Source organism: Rhizobium sp. KDH_Rht_773_N (genome assembly GCF_052946295.1).
Genome location: NZ_CM129525.1, coordinates 2,260,001 through 2,274,981 on the forward strand (window position 1 = coordinate 2,260,001; position 14,981 = coordinate 2,274,981).

A 14,981-nucleotide genomic window follows, 5' to 3' on the forward strand; every position below is an offset into this window, starting at 1 on the left:
GCAATGAGAACGATTAAGTGTCGTAAGGGCATTTGGTGGATGCCTTGGCATGCACAGGCGATGAAGGACGTGTTACGCTGCGATAAGCCGTGGGGAGCTGCGAATGAGCTTTGATCCATGGATCTCCGAATGGGGCAACCCACCTTAAATGCTTGGAAAATCCAAACTGACTGCAAGGTCGGCTTGGGTTTCCAAGCATTGAGATAAGGTATCTTACCTTCGAATAGATAGGGGTAAGAAGCGAACGCAGGGAACTGAAACATCTAAGTACCTGCAGGAAAGGACATCAACCGAGACTCCGCAAGTAGTGGCGAGCGAACGCGGACCAGGCCAGTGGCATTGGTGGTTAAAGCGGAACACTCTGGAAAGTGTGGCCGTAGCGGGTGACAGCCCCGTACGCGTAGATACCATTAATGTCCTAGAGTAGGGCGGGACACGAGAAATCCTGTCTGAACATGGGGAGACCACTCTCCAAGCCTAAGTACTCGTGCATGACCGATAGCGAACAAGTACCGTGAGGGAAAGGTGAAAAGCACCCCGACAAGGGGAGTGAAAGAGTACCTGAAACCGGATGCCTACAAACAGTCGGAGGGGGCAACCCTGACGGCGTACCTTTTGTATAATGGGTCAACGACTTAGTGTAACGAGCAAGCTTAAGCCGGTAGGTGTAGGCGAAGCGAAAGCGAGTCTGAATAGGGCGATATAGTTCGTTGCATTAGACCCGAAACCGAGTGATCTAGCCATGAGCAGGTTGAAGGTTGGGTAACACCAACTGGAGGACCGAACCCGCATCTGTTGCAATAGATTGGGATGACTTGTGGCTAGGGGTGAAAGGCCAATCAAACTCGGAAATAGCTGGTTCTCCGCGAAATCTATTTAGGTAGAGCGTCTGGCGAATACTCCCGGGGGTAGAGCACTGGATGGGCTATGGGGACTCACCGTCTTACTGATCCTAACCAAACTCCGAATACCGGGAAGTACTACCAGGCAGACACACGGCGGGTGCTAACGTCCGTCGTGAAAAGGGCAACAACCCTAACCTCCAGCTAAGGTCCCCAAGTCATGGCTAAGTGGGAAAGGATGTGAGGATCCCAAAACAACCAGGATGTTGGCTTAGAAGCAGCCATCATTTAAAGAAAGCGTAACAGCTCACTGGTCTAAATAAGGGTCTTTGCGCCGAAAATGTAACGGGGCTAAAGCCATGCACCGAAGCTGAGGATTCCTCGCAAGAGGAGTGGTAGCGGAGCGTTCCGTAAGCTGATGAAGGGATACCCGTGAGGGGTCCTGGAGGTATCGGAAGTGCGAATGTTGACATGAGTAACGATAAAGAGGGTGAGAGACCCTCTCGCCGAAAGACCAAGGGTTCCTGCTTAAAGTTAATCTGAGCAGGGTTAGCCGGCCCCTAAGACGAGGCGGACACGCGTAGTCGATGGGAACCACGTTAATATTCGTGGGCCTGGTGGAAGTGACGGATCGCACAAGTTGTTCTGGTTTATTGGATTATCAGGGCAGCGGAGCGGTTCCAGGAAATAGCTCCACCGTATAGACCGTACCCGAAACCGACACTGGTGGTCAGGTAGAGTATACCAAGGCGCTTGAGAGAACTGCGTTGAAGGAACTCGGCAAATTGCACGCGTAACTTCGGAAGAAGCGTGACCCCATTTTACGCAAGTAAGATGGGGTGGCACAGACCAGGGGGTAGCGACTGTTTATCAAAAACACAGGGCTCTGCGAAGTCGCAAGACGACGTATAGGGTCTGACGCCTGCCCGGTGCTGGAAGGTTAAGAGGAGAGGTGCAAGCTTTGAATCGAAGCCCCAGTAAACGGCGGCCGTAACTATAACGGTCCTAAGGTAGCGAAATTCCTTGTCGGGTAAGTTCCGACCTGCACGAATGGCGTAACGACTTCCCCGCTGTCTCCAACGCAGACTCAGTGAAATTGAATTCCCCGTGAAGATGCGGGGTTCCTGCGGTCAGACGGAAAGACCCCGTGCACCTTTACTATAGCTTTACACTGGCATTCGTGTCGGCATGTGTAGGATAGGTGGTAGGCTTTGAAGCAGGGACGCCAGTTTCTGTGGAGCCATCCTTGAAATACCACCCTTATCGTCATGGATGTCTAACCGCGGCCCGTCATCCGGGTCCGGGACAGTGTATGGTGGGTAGTTTGACTGGGGCGGTCGCCTCCGAAAGAGTAACGGAGGCGCGCGATGGTGGGCTCAGAGCGGTCGGAAATCGCTCGTCGAGTGCAATGGCATAAGCCCGCCTGACTGCGAGACTGACAAGTCGAGCAGAGACGAAAGTCGGTCATAGTGATCCGGTGGTCCCGCGTGGAAGGGCCATCGCTCAACGGATAAAAGGTACGCCGGGGATAACAGGCTGATGACCCCCAAGAGTCCATATCGACGGGGTTGTTTGGCACCTCGATGTCGGCTCATCGCATCCTGGGGCTGGAGCAGGTCCCAAGGGTTTGGCTGTTCGCCAATTAAAGCGGTACGTGAGCTGGGTTCAGAACGTCGTGAGACAGTTCGGTCCCTATCTGCCGTGGGTGTAGGAATATTGACAGGATCTGTCCCTAGTACGAGAGGACCGGGATGGACATATCTCTGGTGGACCTGTTGTCCTGCCAAGGGCATAGCAGGGTAGCTATATATGGACGGGATAACCGCTGAAGGCATCTAAGCGGGAAACCCACCTGGAAACGAGTGTTCCCTATCAGAGCCGTGGAAGACGACCACGTTGATAGGCCGGGTGTGGAAGTGCGGCAACGCATGAAGCTTACCGGTACTAATAGCTCGATTGGCTTGATCGTTCTCATTGACTATGCTCATCGAATGAAATTCGATGAGCCAGACCTTCTGTCCTGACGCTGTCGCGGCTCTGCCGCTTCGCTCCGGACGGGCCGCGCCACTAGGCGCGACGGCCGCTTGGCCTTGCGGAGCTCTGCTCCGACGCCCTCATGAAGGTAAAGACGTGTTCAAAAAAGATGTGAAAACATCACCAGCTTCTCACACAAGTTGCGCTTCGCTGACCTGGTGGTTATGGCGGGGTGGCTGCACCCGTTCCCTTTCCGAACACGGCCGTGAAACGCCCCAGCGCCTATGGTACTTCGTCTTAAGACGCGGGAGAGTCGGTCGCTGCCAGGTCTGCTAAACGCAACTCAACGCATGTGCCCGAAGCTGAACAAGCTTCGCAACCCTACATGCGGAAATAATGATAAAATCTTCTCTTCATAAACTCTACGGCCCAAAGCCGATCAAAGGGCCGCTCACATAGCGGCCTTTTGCTTTATAATGCCTCATGAACGCGAGACAAATTGCGTCGCAATTTGCTCGGATGAGATCCGCAAAGCGCACACGCTTTGCGTAGCCGCGACAAATCCCCTTGGGATTTGCGCAATCGGTATTTTGCCAGTCGGCAAAAACCTGGTAACGCGGGGTGGAGCAGCCCGGTAGCTCGTCAGGCTCATAACCTGAAGGCCGCAGGTTCAAATCCTGCCCCCGCAACCACGCTACAGCACGCCTCGCTGCTAGAAACTGCGATCAATCGCTAAATCCCCATCAAGAAAGATAATCCAAATTCGCCGGGTGCAAAACAGGTGTCGGCGGAAGATTTTGAGAGCGTTCCGGCCTGACGATGTTAAATTGCTGCGAGCCCAAAGTCCGGATGAATCCTTGAAATCATCAGGATGCCGTGACGAAAGGCATTGCTCGATGCTGAGAAGATCGAGATTGATCGCCGCTGCGATATCGTGGAGGAGGGCCCCCTCCATTCGCTGCTCTACAAATCTTTCGAACTTGCCTTCCTCGAATCCGGAACTGTTGTTCCCGGTCAATTGGAAGTTGAAGCCCCGCTGATTGGAACTTGCGAATTCGCAATCTGGAAAGGGGAACGTCCTCCTTCCCCCACAGGCGACTGCGGCGCGGCTTCCTTCAAGCCGGGCCGGGTTGTCCCACCACTTCATAGCGTGCCCGGCTCAGGCTGACCAGGCTGGCGATTGCCGTGCAGCCGGCGGAGATGACCACCGCAAATTCGAGCGCGGCGGAGAGCGGCAGCGTGGCGAAGATGATTGACATCGTGATTCCACCCAAAGTCTGGCCGAGAAGCCGTGCGGTGCCCTGCATCGCACCTGCCGCGCCGTTTCTCGCTTTCGGTGCGGAGAGAAGTAGAATTCGGTTGTTCGGTGTCTGGAACAGTCCGAATCCGAGGCCGGCGATCACCGTGCCGACCAGAAATGCGATGCCTCTCGGATCGGGCGGGCTGAGAGCGGCAACAAGGAGGCCGGCACTCAGCAGCATCCCGCCTGTGGCGCAAAGCCATGCGGTCTTGACGCGGTTTGCCAAACGTCCCGAAACCGGTGCGATGATCGCGGTCGCAATGGGCCAGGGCATCATGTAGAGCCCGGCCAGAACCGGTGTCATGTGCAATGTGTGCTGAAGATAGAAGGGTAACGCGATGTAGCTCAGCATCTGGCCTGAAAAGCAGGATACCGAGGCCATGACCGCCACGCGGAATGCCGGTGCCGCCAGGAGATCCGTTGGAATGATCGGGGCGTCGCTGTGGCGTTCCAGGCGCAGCAGGATGAAAAGGCAAGCGACCGAGGCGGCGACGAGGATCGCGCCGCTGACCGGCGCGGTGGCTATCTGGTCCGTGCCGCAGAAGAACAGGATGAACATCAGCGTGTTGGCCAGCAAGGCCTTCGCGTTCAACTTTCGCTTTTTGCCCTCGACTTGTCCCAGTATGCCGCCGCCGATGAGAACGACGGCGCCGAGCGGTATATTGACCGCGAACAGCGAGGGCCAGGTCGTGACGGAAAGGATGGCGCCGGCAATGCCGGGGCCTGTCGCGGAAGAAATGGCGATGACCATGGCGTTGACGCCGATGATCGGACCGAGCATGTGCTGCGGCAAGGCCGAGCGCAGGTTCAGCATGGCGAGCGCCATGATCGCGCCCGCGCCGAGGCCCTGCACGAAACGGGCCAGGATCAGGACGTGAAGATTGCCCGCGAAGGCGCAGGCCGCGGAAGCCGCGGTGAACAGCGCGACGCCGATCAGGAAGACCCGCCGCGCGCCGTAGATTTCACCCAGCGCGCCACAGGGAAGAAGGGCGACCAGCACGGCCAGCTGATAGGCAGAGACGACCCATACGGTGCTGTCCGCCTGCGCGTGCAGCGAGAGCGCGATCGACGGCAGGGCGACGTTGGCAATGGCTCCGTCCAGGACGACGAGAACGGCTGCTGAAAGTATGAATGCGATGGCCAGGTACCGTCGAGGCGATGCCAGGCCGTCTTTTGAAATCGGTGCGGTGGAGGTGAGGGACATTGAGGAACTCCCAAATCATTTGCCGTATGTCCGACTAGTTAGTCCCTGCCGAATGCCCGCGCCAGACGCAAGAGAATCAACTGACTGTTGCGTGTGACGCCATGCTTGAGTAAAGGAGAATGATGTCCGATCTCGACCTCAACCTCCTGGTGGCGCTGGATGCGTTGCTGCAGGAAAAAAGCGTGTCTGCTGCCGCGCGCCGGCTTGGCCTCAGCACGTCCGCCATGAGCCGGACGCTATCGCGGTTGAGGGCGAGGCTAGGCGATCCGATCCTTGTGCCGGCCGGGCGCGGCATGGTCGCGACGCCGCATGCCCTGGCGATTGCCGCCGACGTGCATTCGTTGAGGGAAGCCGTGCAAACCGTGCTCAGCCCACCGTCGGCCGGCGATATCCGGGACGTGCGGCGCCATTTCACCATCCGTGCCAATGAGGCATTCGTGCTTATCTTCGCCGCGGACCTGAGCGCCGCCGTGGCGAACGCGGCACCGGGGATAAGGCTTCGGTTTGCGCCGAGATCGGACAAGGACGTTCAATCCCTGAGAGACGCGGCAGTGGATCTGGACATTGGCGTCCTGCCGTCGGAGAGCGGGGAACTGCGTTGCCAGACCCTTTTCGAAGACCGATACGTCGGTCTCGCAAGGACAGGTCACCCGATTTTCGATGCCAAACAGATCACGGTCGAAAACTATGCAGCCTGGGGGCACGTGGTCTTTTCACCGCAGGCGGATTTTGCCGGTCCGGTTGACAGGGCGCTCTCGGAACTCGGCGTTTACCGCGATGTCAGACTGATCGTGCCAAGCTTTCCAGGGGTGATCGCGGTTACGGCGGCATCCGATTTGATCGGCGCGATTCCGAAGTCGTATCGCAAATCCGCCGCGACAAGCCAGATCAGGACATTCGACCTGCCGGTCGCCGTGCCGGGTTTCGACATCGTACAGGCGTGGCACCCGCGGATGGATGCGGATCCTGTTCATCGTTGGCTGAGGGCGCTGATCTTTGAGACGTTCAAGTCCATGAACTGAGTGCGTGGCGGGCCAAAGCAAATACTTCGCCCGTGTTCCGCGGGAGTGAATCAGCGATCTCGTTCAAGGCAGCAAGGAGTTTTTCAACGCAACCGGCGCATAAGGCCATTGGGCGGTAACGACAACCGCCGTGTCCAGCGTTTGTTTCTCTTCAAGACCTTCAGATGCCACGCTTGTCTCGGCGGAACAATCGAGTTCCGCTTGCAGCCTACAGGCAGTGAAATTTTCCGAACCGTTTGGGTCCGCATCGCTTCCCGGAAGACATTTACTCCAAACGAAGCTCGCGGGACGGACCTGTTGCGCAATCTCTCGATGCGCTAATCTTGGCCGATGAAACTCAGCCAGACCATACGGTTCTGCACCTCTGCCGACGGCACCCGGATCGCCGTTGCGTCGTGCGGGAAGGGACAGGTGATCCTGCGGGCGGCTCACTGGCTCAGCCATGTCGATCATGATGTCGAAAGCCCGATCTGGCGGCCTTGGCTGCAGATGCTTTCGGCAGGCAACCGGTTTGTCCGCTACGATCCGCGCGGCTGCGGCCTTTCGGACCGGCATGTCGCGGATCTTTCCATTGACGCGTGGCACGCGGACCTGAATGCCGTGGCGGCCTCGATCGAGGAACCGCGTTTCGTTCTCCTCGGTCTTTCGCAGGGCGGCGCCCTCGCTATTGCATACGCGCTGAAGCATCCCGAACGGGTATCGCATCTGGTGCTCCTGAATGCCTATGGCCAGGGTGCGCGGACACGCGCGCAGACCGAGGCCGAGCGCCTGGAGGCCGAGACGCTCGTCAACCTCATCCGCATCGGCTGGGGCCGCGACAACCCGGCGTTCTGCCGGTTCTTCACCAACCTCTTCATTCCGGACGGAACACCGGAACAGCATCGCTGGTGGGGCGATCTGGAGCGCGTGACGGCAGCACCCGACGTTGCCGCGCAACTGCTCTGGCAGATGCAGGGGCTCGATGTGCTGGAACTTGCGACGAAACTCCAGATCCCGACGCTGGTTGCGCACAGCCGCGGCGATATGCGCGTACCGTTCGACCAAGGCTGCAAGCTCGCGGCTGCGATCCCCGGAGCACGCTTCATCCCGCTCGAGAGCAAGAACCATGTGCTCTTGCCGGACGAACCGGCCTGGGCCGTCTTCCATGCCGAACTCGCAACCTTTCTTGGACGGGATCGACCCGTACGATCGCGCTCAGTTCGCGATGCCGGCCTGACACCGGCCGAGGCTGAACTTCTCGACCTCGTGGCGGAGGGGCTCGACAATCGCGCGATCGCCGAACGCCTTGGCAAGAGCGTGAAGACCGTGCGCAACCAACTGTCGATGATTTTCAGCAAGCTCGGCGTTCACAACCGTTCGCAAGCGATCGTCATGGCGCTTTCCGGGTAGCGAGCTGCGTCGACGCCGCCTTCGGGACAATTGCCCCTTCTGCTGGACCTGATTCCCTACCTGCGCGGGACAACCGCCTCATGCCCACCGGCGCGACGGGTTTCATCCTGGAACCGATGGGGGCAGGAAGCCACCCGCGAATCAGGAGGAATTCGACATGACCCAACTCAACGAAACGGTGCTTAATGAACTCGTGGGCCGCATTCTCGGCGATCTCGGCGGTGCGGTCAGCGTGCCGCTGGTGCGGATCGGAGACGCGCTTGACCTTTACAAGACCCTCAGGGAGATCGGGCCGGCGAGTGCCGACGAGCTTGCCGAGGCCGCGGGATGCGCGAAGCGCTATGTGCGCGAGTGGCTGGCGGCGCAGGCGGCTTCGGGCTACGTGCATTACGAGGATGGCCGGTTCTCGCTCACGCCCGAGCAGGCCTGCGTGTTTGCCGAACCCGATAGCCCGGTCAACCTAGTCGGCGCGTTCGATACGGCGGCCGCGATGGTCGAAAACCAGCCGAAGGTGCAGTCCGCCTTCAAGACCGGTCGGGGCGTGGCCTGGGGGGATCAGGCCGGCTGCATGTTCTGCGCCGTGGCGCGACTGTTCCGGCCCGGCTACGTGAATGCCCTCGTGCAGGACTGGCTGCCTGCGCTCGATGGGGTCGTCGACAGGTTAAAGGCGGGTGCGGCCGTGGCCGACGTGGGGTGCGGACATGGACTGTCGACGATCCTGATGGCGCAGGCGTTCCCGAATTCCCGGTTCACCGGCTACGACTTCCATGCGGATTCGATCGCCGCCACGACCGCCCACGCCCGGGCACACAGCCTGACGAACGTGCATTTCGAAGTGGGCCGGGCGCAGGACTTCGACGGACGCGACTTCGATCTGATCACCTGCTTCGACTGCCTGCACGACATGGGCGATCCCAAGGCCGCGGCGGCGCACATCAGAAAGGCGTTGAAAAAAGGCGGCACGTGGATGGTGGTCGAGCCGATGGCCGGGGACACGCTCGAGGAAAACATCAACCCGGTCGGGCGGCTCTACTACTCCGCCTCGACAATGATCTGCGTTCCGACCTCCCTGGCGCAGGAGACGGGGCTCGCGCTTGGCGCTCAGGCAGGAGAGAAGCGATTGACGGAGGTGATCCGGTCAGGCGGGTTCACACGCGTCCGGCGAGCGGCTCAGACCCCGCTTAACATGGTGCTGGAAGCAACCTGACGACAGGTGAAGGCGCACCCTGTCCAGCAATGGGAGGGCGCTCCTTCATCTGATGATCGCTGTTGGGATAAAGGGTGTCGCTGGGCCGAGATCAAAGCACGTTGACGTTTTCGGCTTTTGACTTTCCGGTCTTGCGGTCCTGGCCGAGTTCGTAGCTTACCTTTTGTCCTTCTCGCAAAGAACCGCCTCGCTGCAGAGCAGAGACATGCACGAAGACATCCGCCCCTCCGTTCTCGGGAGTAATGAATCCAAAGCCTTTGTCCTCGTTGAAAAACTTTACAGTTCCGGTCGGCATAAAAGCTCCTGATCGCTTGCGCGGCGCCGGTGCCGCGCTGGGAGCCTATAGCGCATTGGGTGAGCTATCAATGGCTTGCACAATGCGCTGAGGCAGGGCGCCTCCAGGAAACCATCGGCGTTAAGACCCCCCTGTTGGCGATTCCTGCCCGAGCCGCCCGATCTCCTCGTCTTGGCGGGTCTTGTCGAGACGATCGAAATACGCGCCGATCGGGCCGATCCGCTGATTGCGTGTGAACAGGAGATGAGAAGCTTGAGACGCGCGGGTTGCCCAAGCAGCGAGGTCGCGGCACATACCGCATCTCTTCCCGATGCCACGCCCGCGGATAAGAAATGTCGCCTACCGGCAAATGTCAGGAAAAATCTTCGCCAGAGAGCAGCGCCAGCAATTGACGTGGATGGCGAACGCCGTGCTGAAACAGGCTGATCAACTCAGCGGCCAACCACTCCGCGCGCACAGTGTTCTTGCCGATATCTCGGCTTTGGCAGATTTGGTCAAAAACCTGCTGAAGCATCTGTAGCTCGGCTTTGTCGACGGCTTTCGCCGAAGGGAGGCGGTTTTCAAGCATCCGAATTCGGTACCCGATGGCTAGTGATGTCCGGACACGATTATGTCAGGATCGCCACCAGCGCTGCACTCCGCCGATGTTGCGGTCGCTGATGCGTTGCCAGAGGAACGGATGTCCTCGATCTCCGCGAGCATGCCGTTCTTTTTGAGGAACCGTTCGAAATTGTCGCGGACGGCATCCGGTGGGAACCGACCGGCCACGGCATCCCGGCATGCCTCCAGGATTGCCTCACAGGTGATATCCCGCTTTTCCTCCGGCCAGTCCTCCAGGAAATCGAAGATGTCATCCAGGCATTCAATTTCTTGAATAAAGCACTTTCTTTTCACGAAAAGAGGGCGGTCAAACAGATTACTCGCCATTGCGGCCTCCTACGCGATCCGATTTGACGGCCATGATCTAGGAGGACGATGTTGCATCTTCAAGACGGTGATAATTCCACACGGCAACAAAAAAGGCCGGGGCGAAACCGCACCGACCTTCCTCATCATCGCTAACCCACCAGTGCCAGTACATCCGTGGTCAAAAGTCTGAAGCGACGGCGGTAATTCCCTTGGGGGGTGGAGTCGCTGATCAAATCAGGGGGGTATAACATGCAACCGTTGTGAAGAACGCAAAGGACTCGCGATGTCCTGCATGGTAGATTTCCGAAGATCGATGAACGCAAAGACCGCTTCGGCCGTTGCCATCCTTCAGGAGGATCGCATGGCGGATATGACAGCGCGGTACGCCGTTCGCGAGGAAATAGATCGTAGCTGGACCGTCTATGACGTCTTCACGGGCCTGCCCGCCAAACCATCGACATGGTTTCTTGTGGACCTGTCCGAAAAACAGGCTGAAATGTACTGCACCATTGTTAATGCAAAAGATGCGGCTCGCCGCAGCGAGCATGACTGATTGGCCCCCTCGTTCATCGGGGCGAGGTTTTCGATAGTCATGAGATGCCGAGGGGTCTGCTTTTCGTCGGCAGGCCGGCTTACCGCCAAATGCCGCATTCCTGATTGGAAAGCCGATGGCGCAGATGCCATCGGCGACGCGGTTCACTTCGACTTCATGCGAAGTTCGCCACAGGCGGCGAAAAAGTAAGCTCGGGATTTATCCGGATCCTGCTTATGCGTGAGAGCCGCACGGCAGGATTCGACAGCCAATCGGTAAAGCCCACCCGACCGGTGCTCGAATTTTTCTTGAAGGAATTTAAGAGCCTCGGCGGGACCGTAGATGGCTTTGTCCTCCAGTCCGTCACGCTCTACGAAGACAGGAAGCTGCCACTCCATCGAGAAGCTGACCTTGATCACGGAACCCACAACTCATCCTTTTCGGTTGCGTCACGATAATTTCGCGGCCCTATCACCGGGAAGTTGATTGGGCATCCGCACTTGGCAGGGCCTGCACCTGCGGACGAACTGTGACCCATGGATTAGCCATTCCGATGAAGGTCGAGATTCTCGCGGCACCGGTCCAGAGTAGCCTGGAGCATATCAACTCCAAGCTTGAGGCCTTCGGCTTCGGCTTCGATCGAGATACCTTCGGAAATGGTATTTTTTGCTCCCAGGAGAAGTTCGTTCTCAAGCTCATCGAACCAGGAAGGGCTTTCGTCCGCCTGGGCAGCACCGAGCTTTTCGATAACCGTCTGCAATGCAGGCTCGAGCATTGCCACTACGGCACCCAGGTTCAGAACGGTGAACTCTCCTGAGAGAGGAGCAACCACTCGATCTGCCATTCTTTTCTCCTTTTGAATGAGGAAATATGTCGTGCGCGAGGAGGGGACACTAGCTCAGCCAACTGGCCGAGGATGTAGGTGCGGGGAGCCCGCAATCGGTACACGGGTGTAGATCAGTCAATGAAATCGAAAGATCGTGGTTCCAAACCAGCAGGCACGACTTCGCTCACCATGGCAGCTATCCGGCCAGTCGGAGAACTGGGCTCGACGGAATGCCCGAGAAGCTTTGACGCTGCATGAAACGGATCGTCTGCCTCTACTTCGAGAATGGTCCCAGCAGGGATGCCGGGGCGATCGGTATCATCGAGATATGTCTGGACCAGATATGTCGCCACAGTCGTGCCTCGAGTAAAGTTACCCATCGCCAGGGTTTTGGGCGGCAATCCTTGCCAGCACAGCCGCGGCCAAAGACGGAAGTGGCCCCGGTTTAGGCCATCTGCAGGTTTTCCGCGGTTACCTTGCCGGAACGCTTGTCCTCGACAAGGTCGTAGCTGACTTTCTGGCCTTCGACGAGATTGGTCATGCCAGATCGCTCGACAGCGGAAATGTGAACGAACACATCTCTGGAGCCGTCAGAGGGCTGAATGAAGCCGAAGCCTCTCGCGGTATTGAAGAATTTTACGATGCCATTGTTCATGACGATTGTCCTTTCAATATTGTCTGCCAGCCGCCGGCGGCATGCCGGCTTCGAAAGGATCGATTTTGAAAGGAAAGATCAGCTCGTGCGCGATGCGCAAAAACGAAGCTCGACAAGCAATCTCGATACTTTGATTGGTAGGTTTGAACTGTGTCCCTAGGAAGGCGGGCCGATCGCTTGGCGTTACCTTCGTCAGAGGGACGATGAAGTGTAGCTATCCTGGGTCTCTGCGTCCCGATCACCAGCGCCCAATACTGCGATAAGGGCGTCACGTTCCGGGCCGAACGGCTTCATGTTCAGAAACGCCCGCGCGGCCGTCCGTGTTTCATGACCTCCGGACGGCTCATTTCCCCGGTGAAGAACGAACGCCTCATGGGTCTCGTTATCTCGGCCGAGGAACCACCTGTCCCCATTGGAGCTCGCAGCAAATTCGTGAAGCTTGCTCATTGGCATATCCTCTCTGTCATGACGATATGGCGTCGGCTTTAGAAATTGCGAATTTTTATTCGATTACTGGCGGGACGCCTTTTGACGCTGGAGCCTGCGCTTGGAGTTCCAGGCCCGCGCTTATCCGTTGCTTTTGCCCGGACATGAGCGCATGCTGCAAACTTCAGCAGCCATTTTGAGGGCGCTGCTGCTTCAGGGCTTCCATACCCTGGCCCCAATGAAAGGAGGACGTCATGTCTTCCATCCTCCACCCAAAAAGCACTGCTCGTAATCTGGTCCGGATTAGCGGATCGGGATACCGGGAGAATATCGAACTTGGAAAAGCCGATGAACGCACGCGGCGGGCGGACGCTGCCATCAGCCGCTTTCAAGCTGGTGTCACCGGAGCGGGTATCACGCTGTCCTGTCTAGCCGGGCGTTCTGGATTGGGCGAGCGCAGGGACACAGCACCGCCTCTGCAAAATTGATGCATCTTGTTACCGGAAAGCAAACCCTACAAACCATCGCACGGGAGAGGCAGGAATGGCCAAGGGCCAAATGCGCAGCAATCGGGAAGCTCGAAAACCGAAGAAGGACAAGAGTGCGATCCCGGTGACTACAGCCCTGGGGGCACAGGTCAAGCTTGCCGGTAACGGCGTTGGCCTGAGGAAGAAACAGAAATGAATTTGCCGAGGAGGCGCCGGTACAGCGCCTCCGCTGTTTTCAATCCATCATGCAGACATCACCGCGGAGCTGGTACGGACGATTACAGTCCCAGCCGTTGCCCGTCGAGTTGAGATGCGCGTTTTCGGGAAGCTTGATCTGTAGGCATTCATCGGTCTTCATTTCGAAGCCTCGGTCGCATTTCCATTTCTGCCCGTAGGGCGCGTCGACGAAGATAGCGTTCTCCGGAACCTGCACGGCGATACACGCCTGATCCTTCTTCTCAAAGCCTCTATCGCACCTCCACTCGTCTCCGCTGGTTGTCAGATAGGCATGAGCAGGGACTTCGAGCTTGAGGCATGCCTGTTGCGTTGCGCGATAACCTCTTTCGCATTCCCAACCGGATCCTTGGGTGTTATCCGACAGGAACGCGTTCTCCGGGACTTTAATAAGGTCGCAGCCCACATTGCTTTGGCGGTATCCACGCGGGCATCTCCAGCGGTCGCCGGAATACGGGTCGAGATATGCGTTGGCCGGAATTTGGACGGTGAGGCATTGATCGCCCTTTTCAAGAAAGCCGTAATGGCAATCCCAGCCCTTGCCATAGGAAGAGTGCGTCAGAAACGCGTTGTCCGGAAGTTTCACCTCGAAGCAGGCGTCATCCTGCCTTCGAAAGCCACGATTGCATTCCCAGCCGGAGCCGTAACGGCTTGCCTGGGCATTTTCGGGCACCGGCCTTGCGGTCTGGCCGAACGCCCCCGATGCAAAATGCAGGAGAACGGTTATCGTCAGGGCCAGCGCCCTGTAAGATGATTGACGCATGAGTTTGCCTCCAATAGGCCTGCGGCTGTGATCTCGAGGTCCGAAGGCCGAGACACAACGCTGATAGGCAGGAAAGAGCGAAAGAACGAAAGAACGATACAGTTGCGAAACTACCAGAGCCTTGGCTTTTTCTCGGGAGCTTTCACGGGGATAGTGGGCGCCGGTGATATCTCGGGACCGACAAGTGATGGGCCATGAAGCCGCCGTCTCTTGCGAACCATGGGAAAGGCTTTCTGGCCCTTCCGATTTCCTGGATTTTGCTTGCTTTCGCAGTTCGCCTTCAGGAGCATTTTCTGGAAATAAAGCAGGAAGCTGGCATGTGAGGATCGGGACGACATCGCGTCCTCCTCTTGTCGGGGCTAGGGCGCGCATATGTCCCTCAGGCGGCAGCGCCCTGACCAGTTGCAGCCGACATAATACCCTGGACTTCATTTCTGCCTTTGGCAAGCAAGGCTTTGACTATTCATGCAGCGCCTTGAAAGAGGCGCATTACAACGTTATATAAACTGCACGTTTTCAGCCTTTCGGCTACCTGATCCTCCCGGCTGCGCCGGTTGCTTGGCAAACCCTGATTTTGCGAACGTTGCGAACTCCGCCGTACTGGCTGGAGCGGTTCGTGCCGGATGTTTTCGTCCGGCAGCCACACTGAGGATGCCATCATGATCAACATCACCCGCCATGCCGCCGAAGGCCTGTTCAAACGTTCAGGCCCCGAAAACGGATCCGATGCCGCGAAGCTGCGAGATTTTCGCAGCAGGCAAGCTCTCCGGAAGCGGGAGATGAAACTTGCTGAGATGCAGCAGCGTCTCGAAAGACGGGTGGCGGGCACGGTCGCCCCGGCTTCGTTCTTCCGCTGATACGCAGGATGGGACGGTGAAGATCGACTGTCCTCGACAATCCCTCCAATCACAAGGA

At 58.0% G+C, this 14,981-nt stretch carries 16 protein-coding genes, 1 tRNA gene and 2 rRNA genes; 10 read left to right on the top strand and 9 right to left on the bottom strand.

Features of this window, described 5'->3' with window-relative positions; genetic code table 11:
* Nucleotides 1-11 precede the first annotated feature (11 nt).
* From ACU8HS_RS11305 to ACU8HS_RS11315, 3 genes are all read left to right on the top strand, one after another.
* Nucleotides 12-2,811, top strand: a 23S ribosomal RNA gene (locus ACU8HS_RS11305).
* A gap of 219 nt (nt 2,812-3,030) precedes the next feature.
* Nucleotides 3,031-3,145, top strand: a 5S ribosomal RNA gene (rrf, locus tag ACU8HS_RS11310).
* A gap of 286 nt (nt 3,146-3,431) precedes the next feature.
* Nucleotides 3,432-3,508: transfer RNA gene (locus tag ACU8HS_RS11315), tRNA-Met, on the top strand.
* Nucleotides 3,509-3,528: 20 nt separating this feature from the next.
* On the opposite strand, the gene ACU8HS_RS11320 is transcribed toward ACU8HS_RS11315, so the two are convergent.
* Together ACU8HS_RS11320 and ACU8HS_RS11325 are read right to left on the bottom strand one after the other, a co-directional pair.
* Entirely contained in the window at nt 3,529-3,963 is a 435-nt protein-coding gene (locus tag ACU8HS_RS11320) for a hypothetical protein (RefSeq protein ID WP_117196174.1), read from the bottom strand.
* Nucleotides 3,932-5,320 carry an MFS transporter gene (locus ACU8HS_RS11325; protein WP_447014438.1) on the bottom strand — a complete coding sequence of 463 codons (1,389 nt, stop codon included), beginning with the start codon at nt 5,318-5,320 and terminating at the stop codon, nt 3,932-3,934. Before ACU8HS_RS11325 ends, ACU8HS_RS11320 begins: the two co-directional genes overlap by 32 nt.
* A gap of 122 nt (nt 5,321-5,442) precedes the next feature.
* Here ACU8HS_RS11325 and ACU8HS_RS11330 point away from each other — a divergent pair, with 122 nt between their 5' ends.
* The 3 genes from ACU8HS_RS11330 (at nt 5,443) to ACU8HS_RS11340 (ending at nt 8,938) form a co-directional block, all read left to right on the top strand.
* Nucleotides 5,443-6,342 (top strand): LysR family transcriptional regulator, encoded by a 900-nt coding sequence (locus tag ACU8HS_RS11330; RefSeq protein WP_447015899.1) that lies wholly within the window; start codon nt 5,443-5,445, stop codon nt 6,340-6,342.
* 330 nt (nt 6,343-6,672) lie between these two features.
* On the top strand, nt 6,673-7,731 hold the full coding sequence (locus ACU8HS_RS11335) for an alpha/beta fold hydrolase (RefSeq protein WP_117196171.1): 1,059 nt from the start codon (nt 6,673-6,675) through the stop codon (nt 7,729-7,731).
* A gap of 157 nt (nt 7,732-7,888) precedes the next feature.
* Entirely contained in the window at nt 7,889-8,938 is a 1,050-nt protein-coding gene (locus ACU8HS_RS11340) for a methyltransferase domain-containing protein (protein ID WP_447014439.1), read from the top strand.
* A gap of 91 nt (nt 8,939-9,029) precedes the next feature.
* Here ACU8HS_RS11340 and ACU8HS_RS11345 read toward each other — a convergent pair whose 3' ends face one another.
* From ACU8HS_RS11345 to ACU8HS_RS11355, 3 genes are all read right to left on the bottom strand, one after another.
* On the bottom strand, nt 9,030-9,233 hold the full coding sequence (locus ACU8HS_RS11345; protein WP_117196169.1) for a cold-shock protein: 204 nt from the start codon (nt 9,231-9,233) through the stop codon (nt 9,030-9,032).
* Between the two features lie 352 nt (nt 9,234-9,585).
* A complete protein-coding gene (locus ACU8HS_RS11350) occupies nt 9,586-9,801 on the bottom strand; it encodes a hypothetical protein (RefSeq protein WP_117196168.1) in 216 nt (71 codons plus the stop codon).
* A gap of 20 nt (nt 9,802-9,821) precedes the next feature.
* The gene (locus ACU8HS_RS11355) at nt 9,822-10,160 is read right to left on the bottom strand and encodes a DUF982 domain-containing protein (protein ID WP_117196167.1); all 339 of its coding nucleotides are present in this window, start codon (nt 10,158-10,160) and stop codon (nt 9,822-9,824) included.
* A gap of 343 nt (nt 10,161-10,503) precedes the next feature.
* On the opposite strand from ACU8HS_RS11355, the gene ACU8HS_RS11360 reads away from it, so the two are divergent.
* Nucleotides 10,504-10,695: a hypothetical protein gene (locus ACU8HS_RS11360; RefSeq protein ID WP_162703068.1), complete on the top strand. Its 192-nt coding sequence runs from the start codon at nt 10,504-10,506 to the stop codon at nt 10,693-10,695.
* Nucleotides 10,696-10,838: 143 nt separating this feature from the next.
* Here the strand turns inward: ACU8HS_RS11360 and ACU8HS_RS11365 are convergent, their stop codons facing one another.
* From ACU8HS_RS11365 to ACU8HS_RS11375, 3 genes are all read right to left on the bottom strand, one after another.
* Nucleotides 10,839-11,102 (bottom strand): DUF982 domain-containing protein, encoded by a 264-nt coding sequence (locus tag ACU8HS_RS11365; protein ID WP_113451344.1) that lies wholly within the window; start codon nt 11,100-11,102, stop codon nt 10,839-10,841.
* A 113-nt stretch (nt 11,103-11,215) separates the two neighbouring features.
* Nucleotides 11,216-11,518 carry a hypothetical protein gene (locus tag ACU8HS_RS11370; protein ID WP_162895136.1) on the bottom strand — a complete coding sequence of 101 codons (303 nt, stop codon included), beginning with the start codon at nt 11,516-11,518 and terminating at the stop codon, nt 11,216-11,218.
* A gap of 427 nt (nt 11,519-11,945) precedes the next feature.
* Nucleotides 11,946-12,155: a cold-shock protein gene (locus ACU8HS_RS11375; RefSeq protein ID WP_117196165.1), complete on the bottom strand. Its 210-nt coding sequence runs from the start codon at nt 12,153-12,155 to the stop codon at nt 11,946-11,948.
* 680 nt (nt 12,156-12,835) lie between these two features.
* On the opposite strand from ACU8HS_RS11375, the gene ACU8HS_RS11380 reads away from it, so the two are divergent.
* Together ACU8HS_RS11380 and ACU8HS_RS11385 are read left to right on the top strand one after the other, a co-directional pair.
* Entirely contained in the window at nt 12,836-13,069 is a 234-nt protein-coding gene (locus tag ACU8HS_RS11380; protein ID WP_162895135.1) for a hypothetical protein, read from the top strand.
* A gap of 55 nt (nt 13,070-13,124) precedes the next feature.
* Entirely contained in the window at nt 13,125-13,265 is a 141-nt protein-coding gene (locus ACU8HS_RS11385; RefSeq protein WP_162895134.1) for a hypothetical protein, read from the top strand.
* 39 nt (nt 13,266-13,304) lie between these two features.
* Here the strand turns inward: ACU8HS_RS11385 and ACU8HS_RS11390 are convergent, their stop codons facing one another.
* Nucleotides 13,305-14,066 carry a hypothetical protein gene (locus tag ACU8HS_RS11390; protein WP_117196163.1) on the bottom strand — a complete coding sequence of 254 codons (762 nt, stop codon included), beginning with the start codon at nt 14,064-14,066 and terminating at the stop codon, nt 13,305-13,307.
* 659 nt (nt 14,067-14,725) lie between these two features.
* On the opposite strand from ACU8HS_RS11390, the gene ACU8HS_RS11395 reads away from it, so the two are divergent.
* Nucleotides 14,726-14,923, top strand: coding sequence for a hypothetical protein (locus ACU8HS_RS11395; protein WP_112759655.1), 198 nt, complete (start codon nt 14,726-14,728; stop codon nt 14,921-14,923).
* Nucleotides 14,924-14,981: the final 58 nt, after the last annotated feature.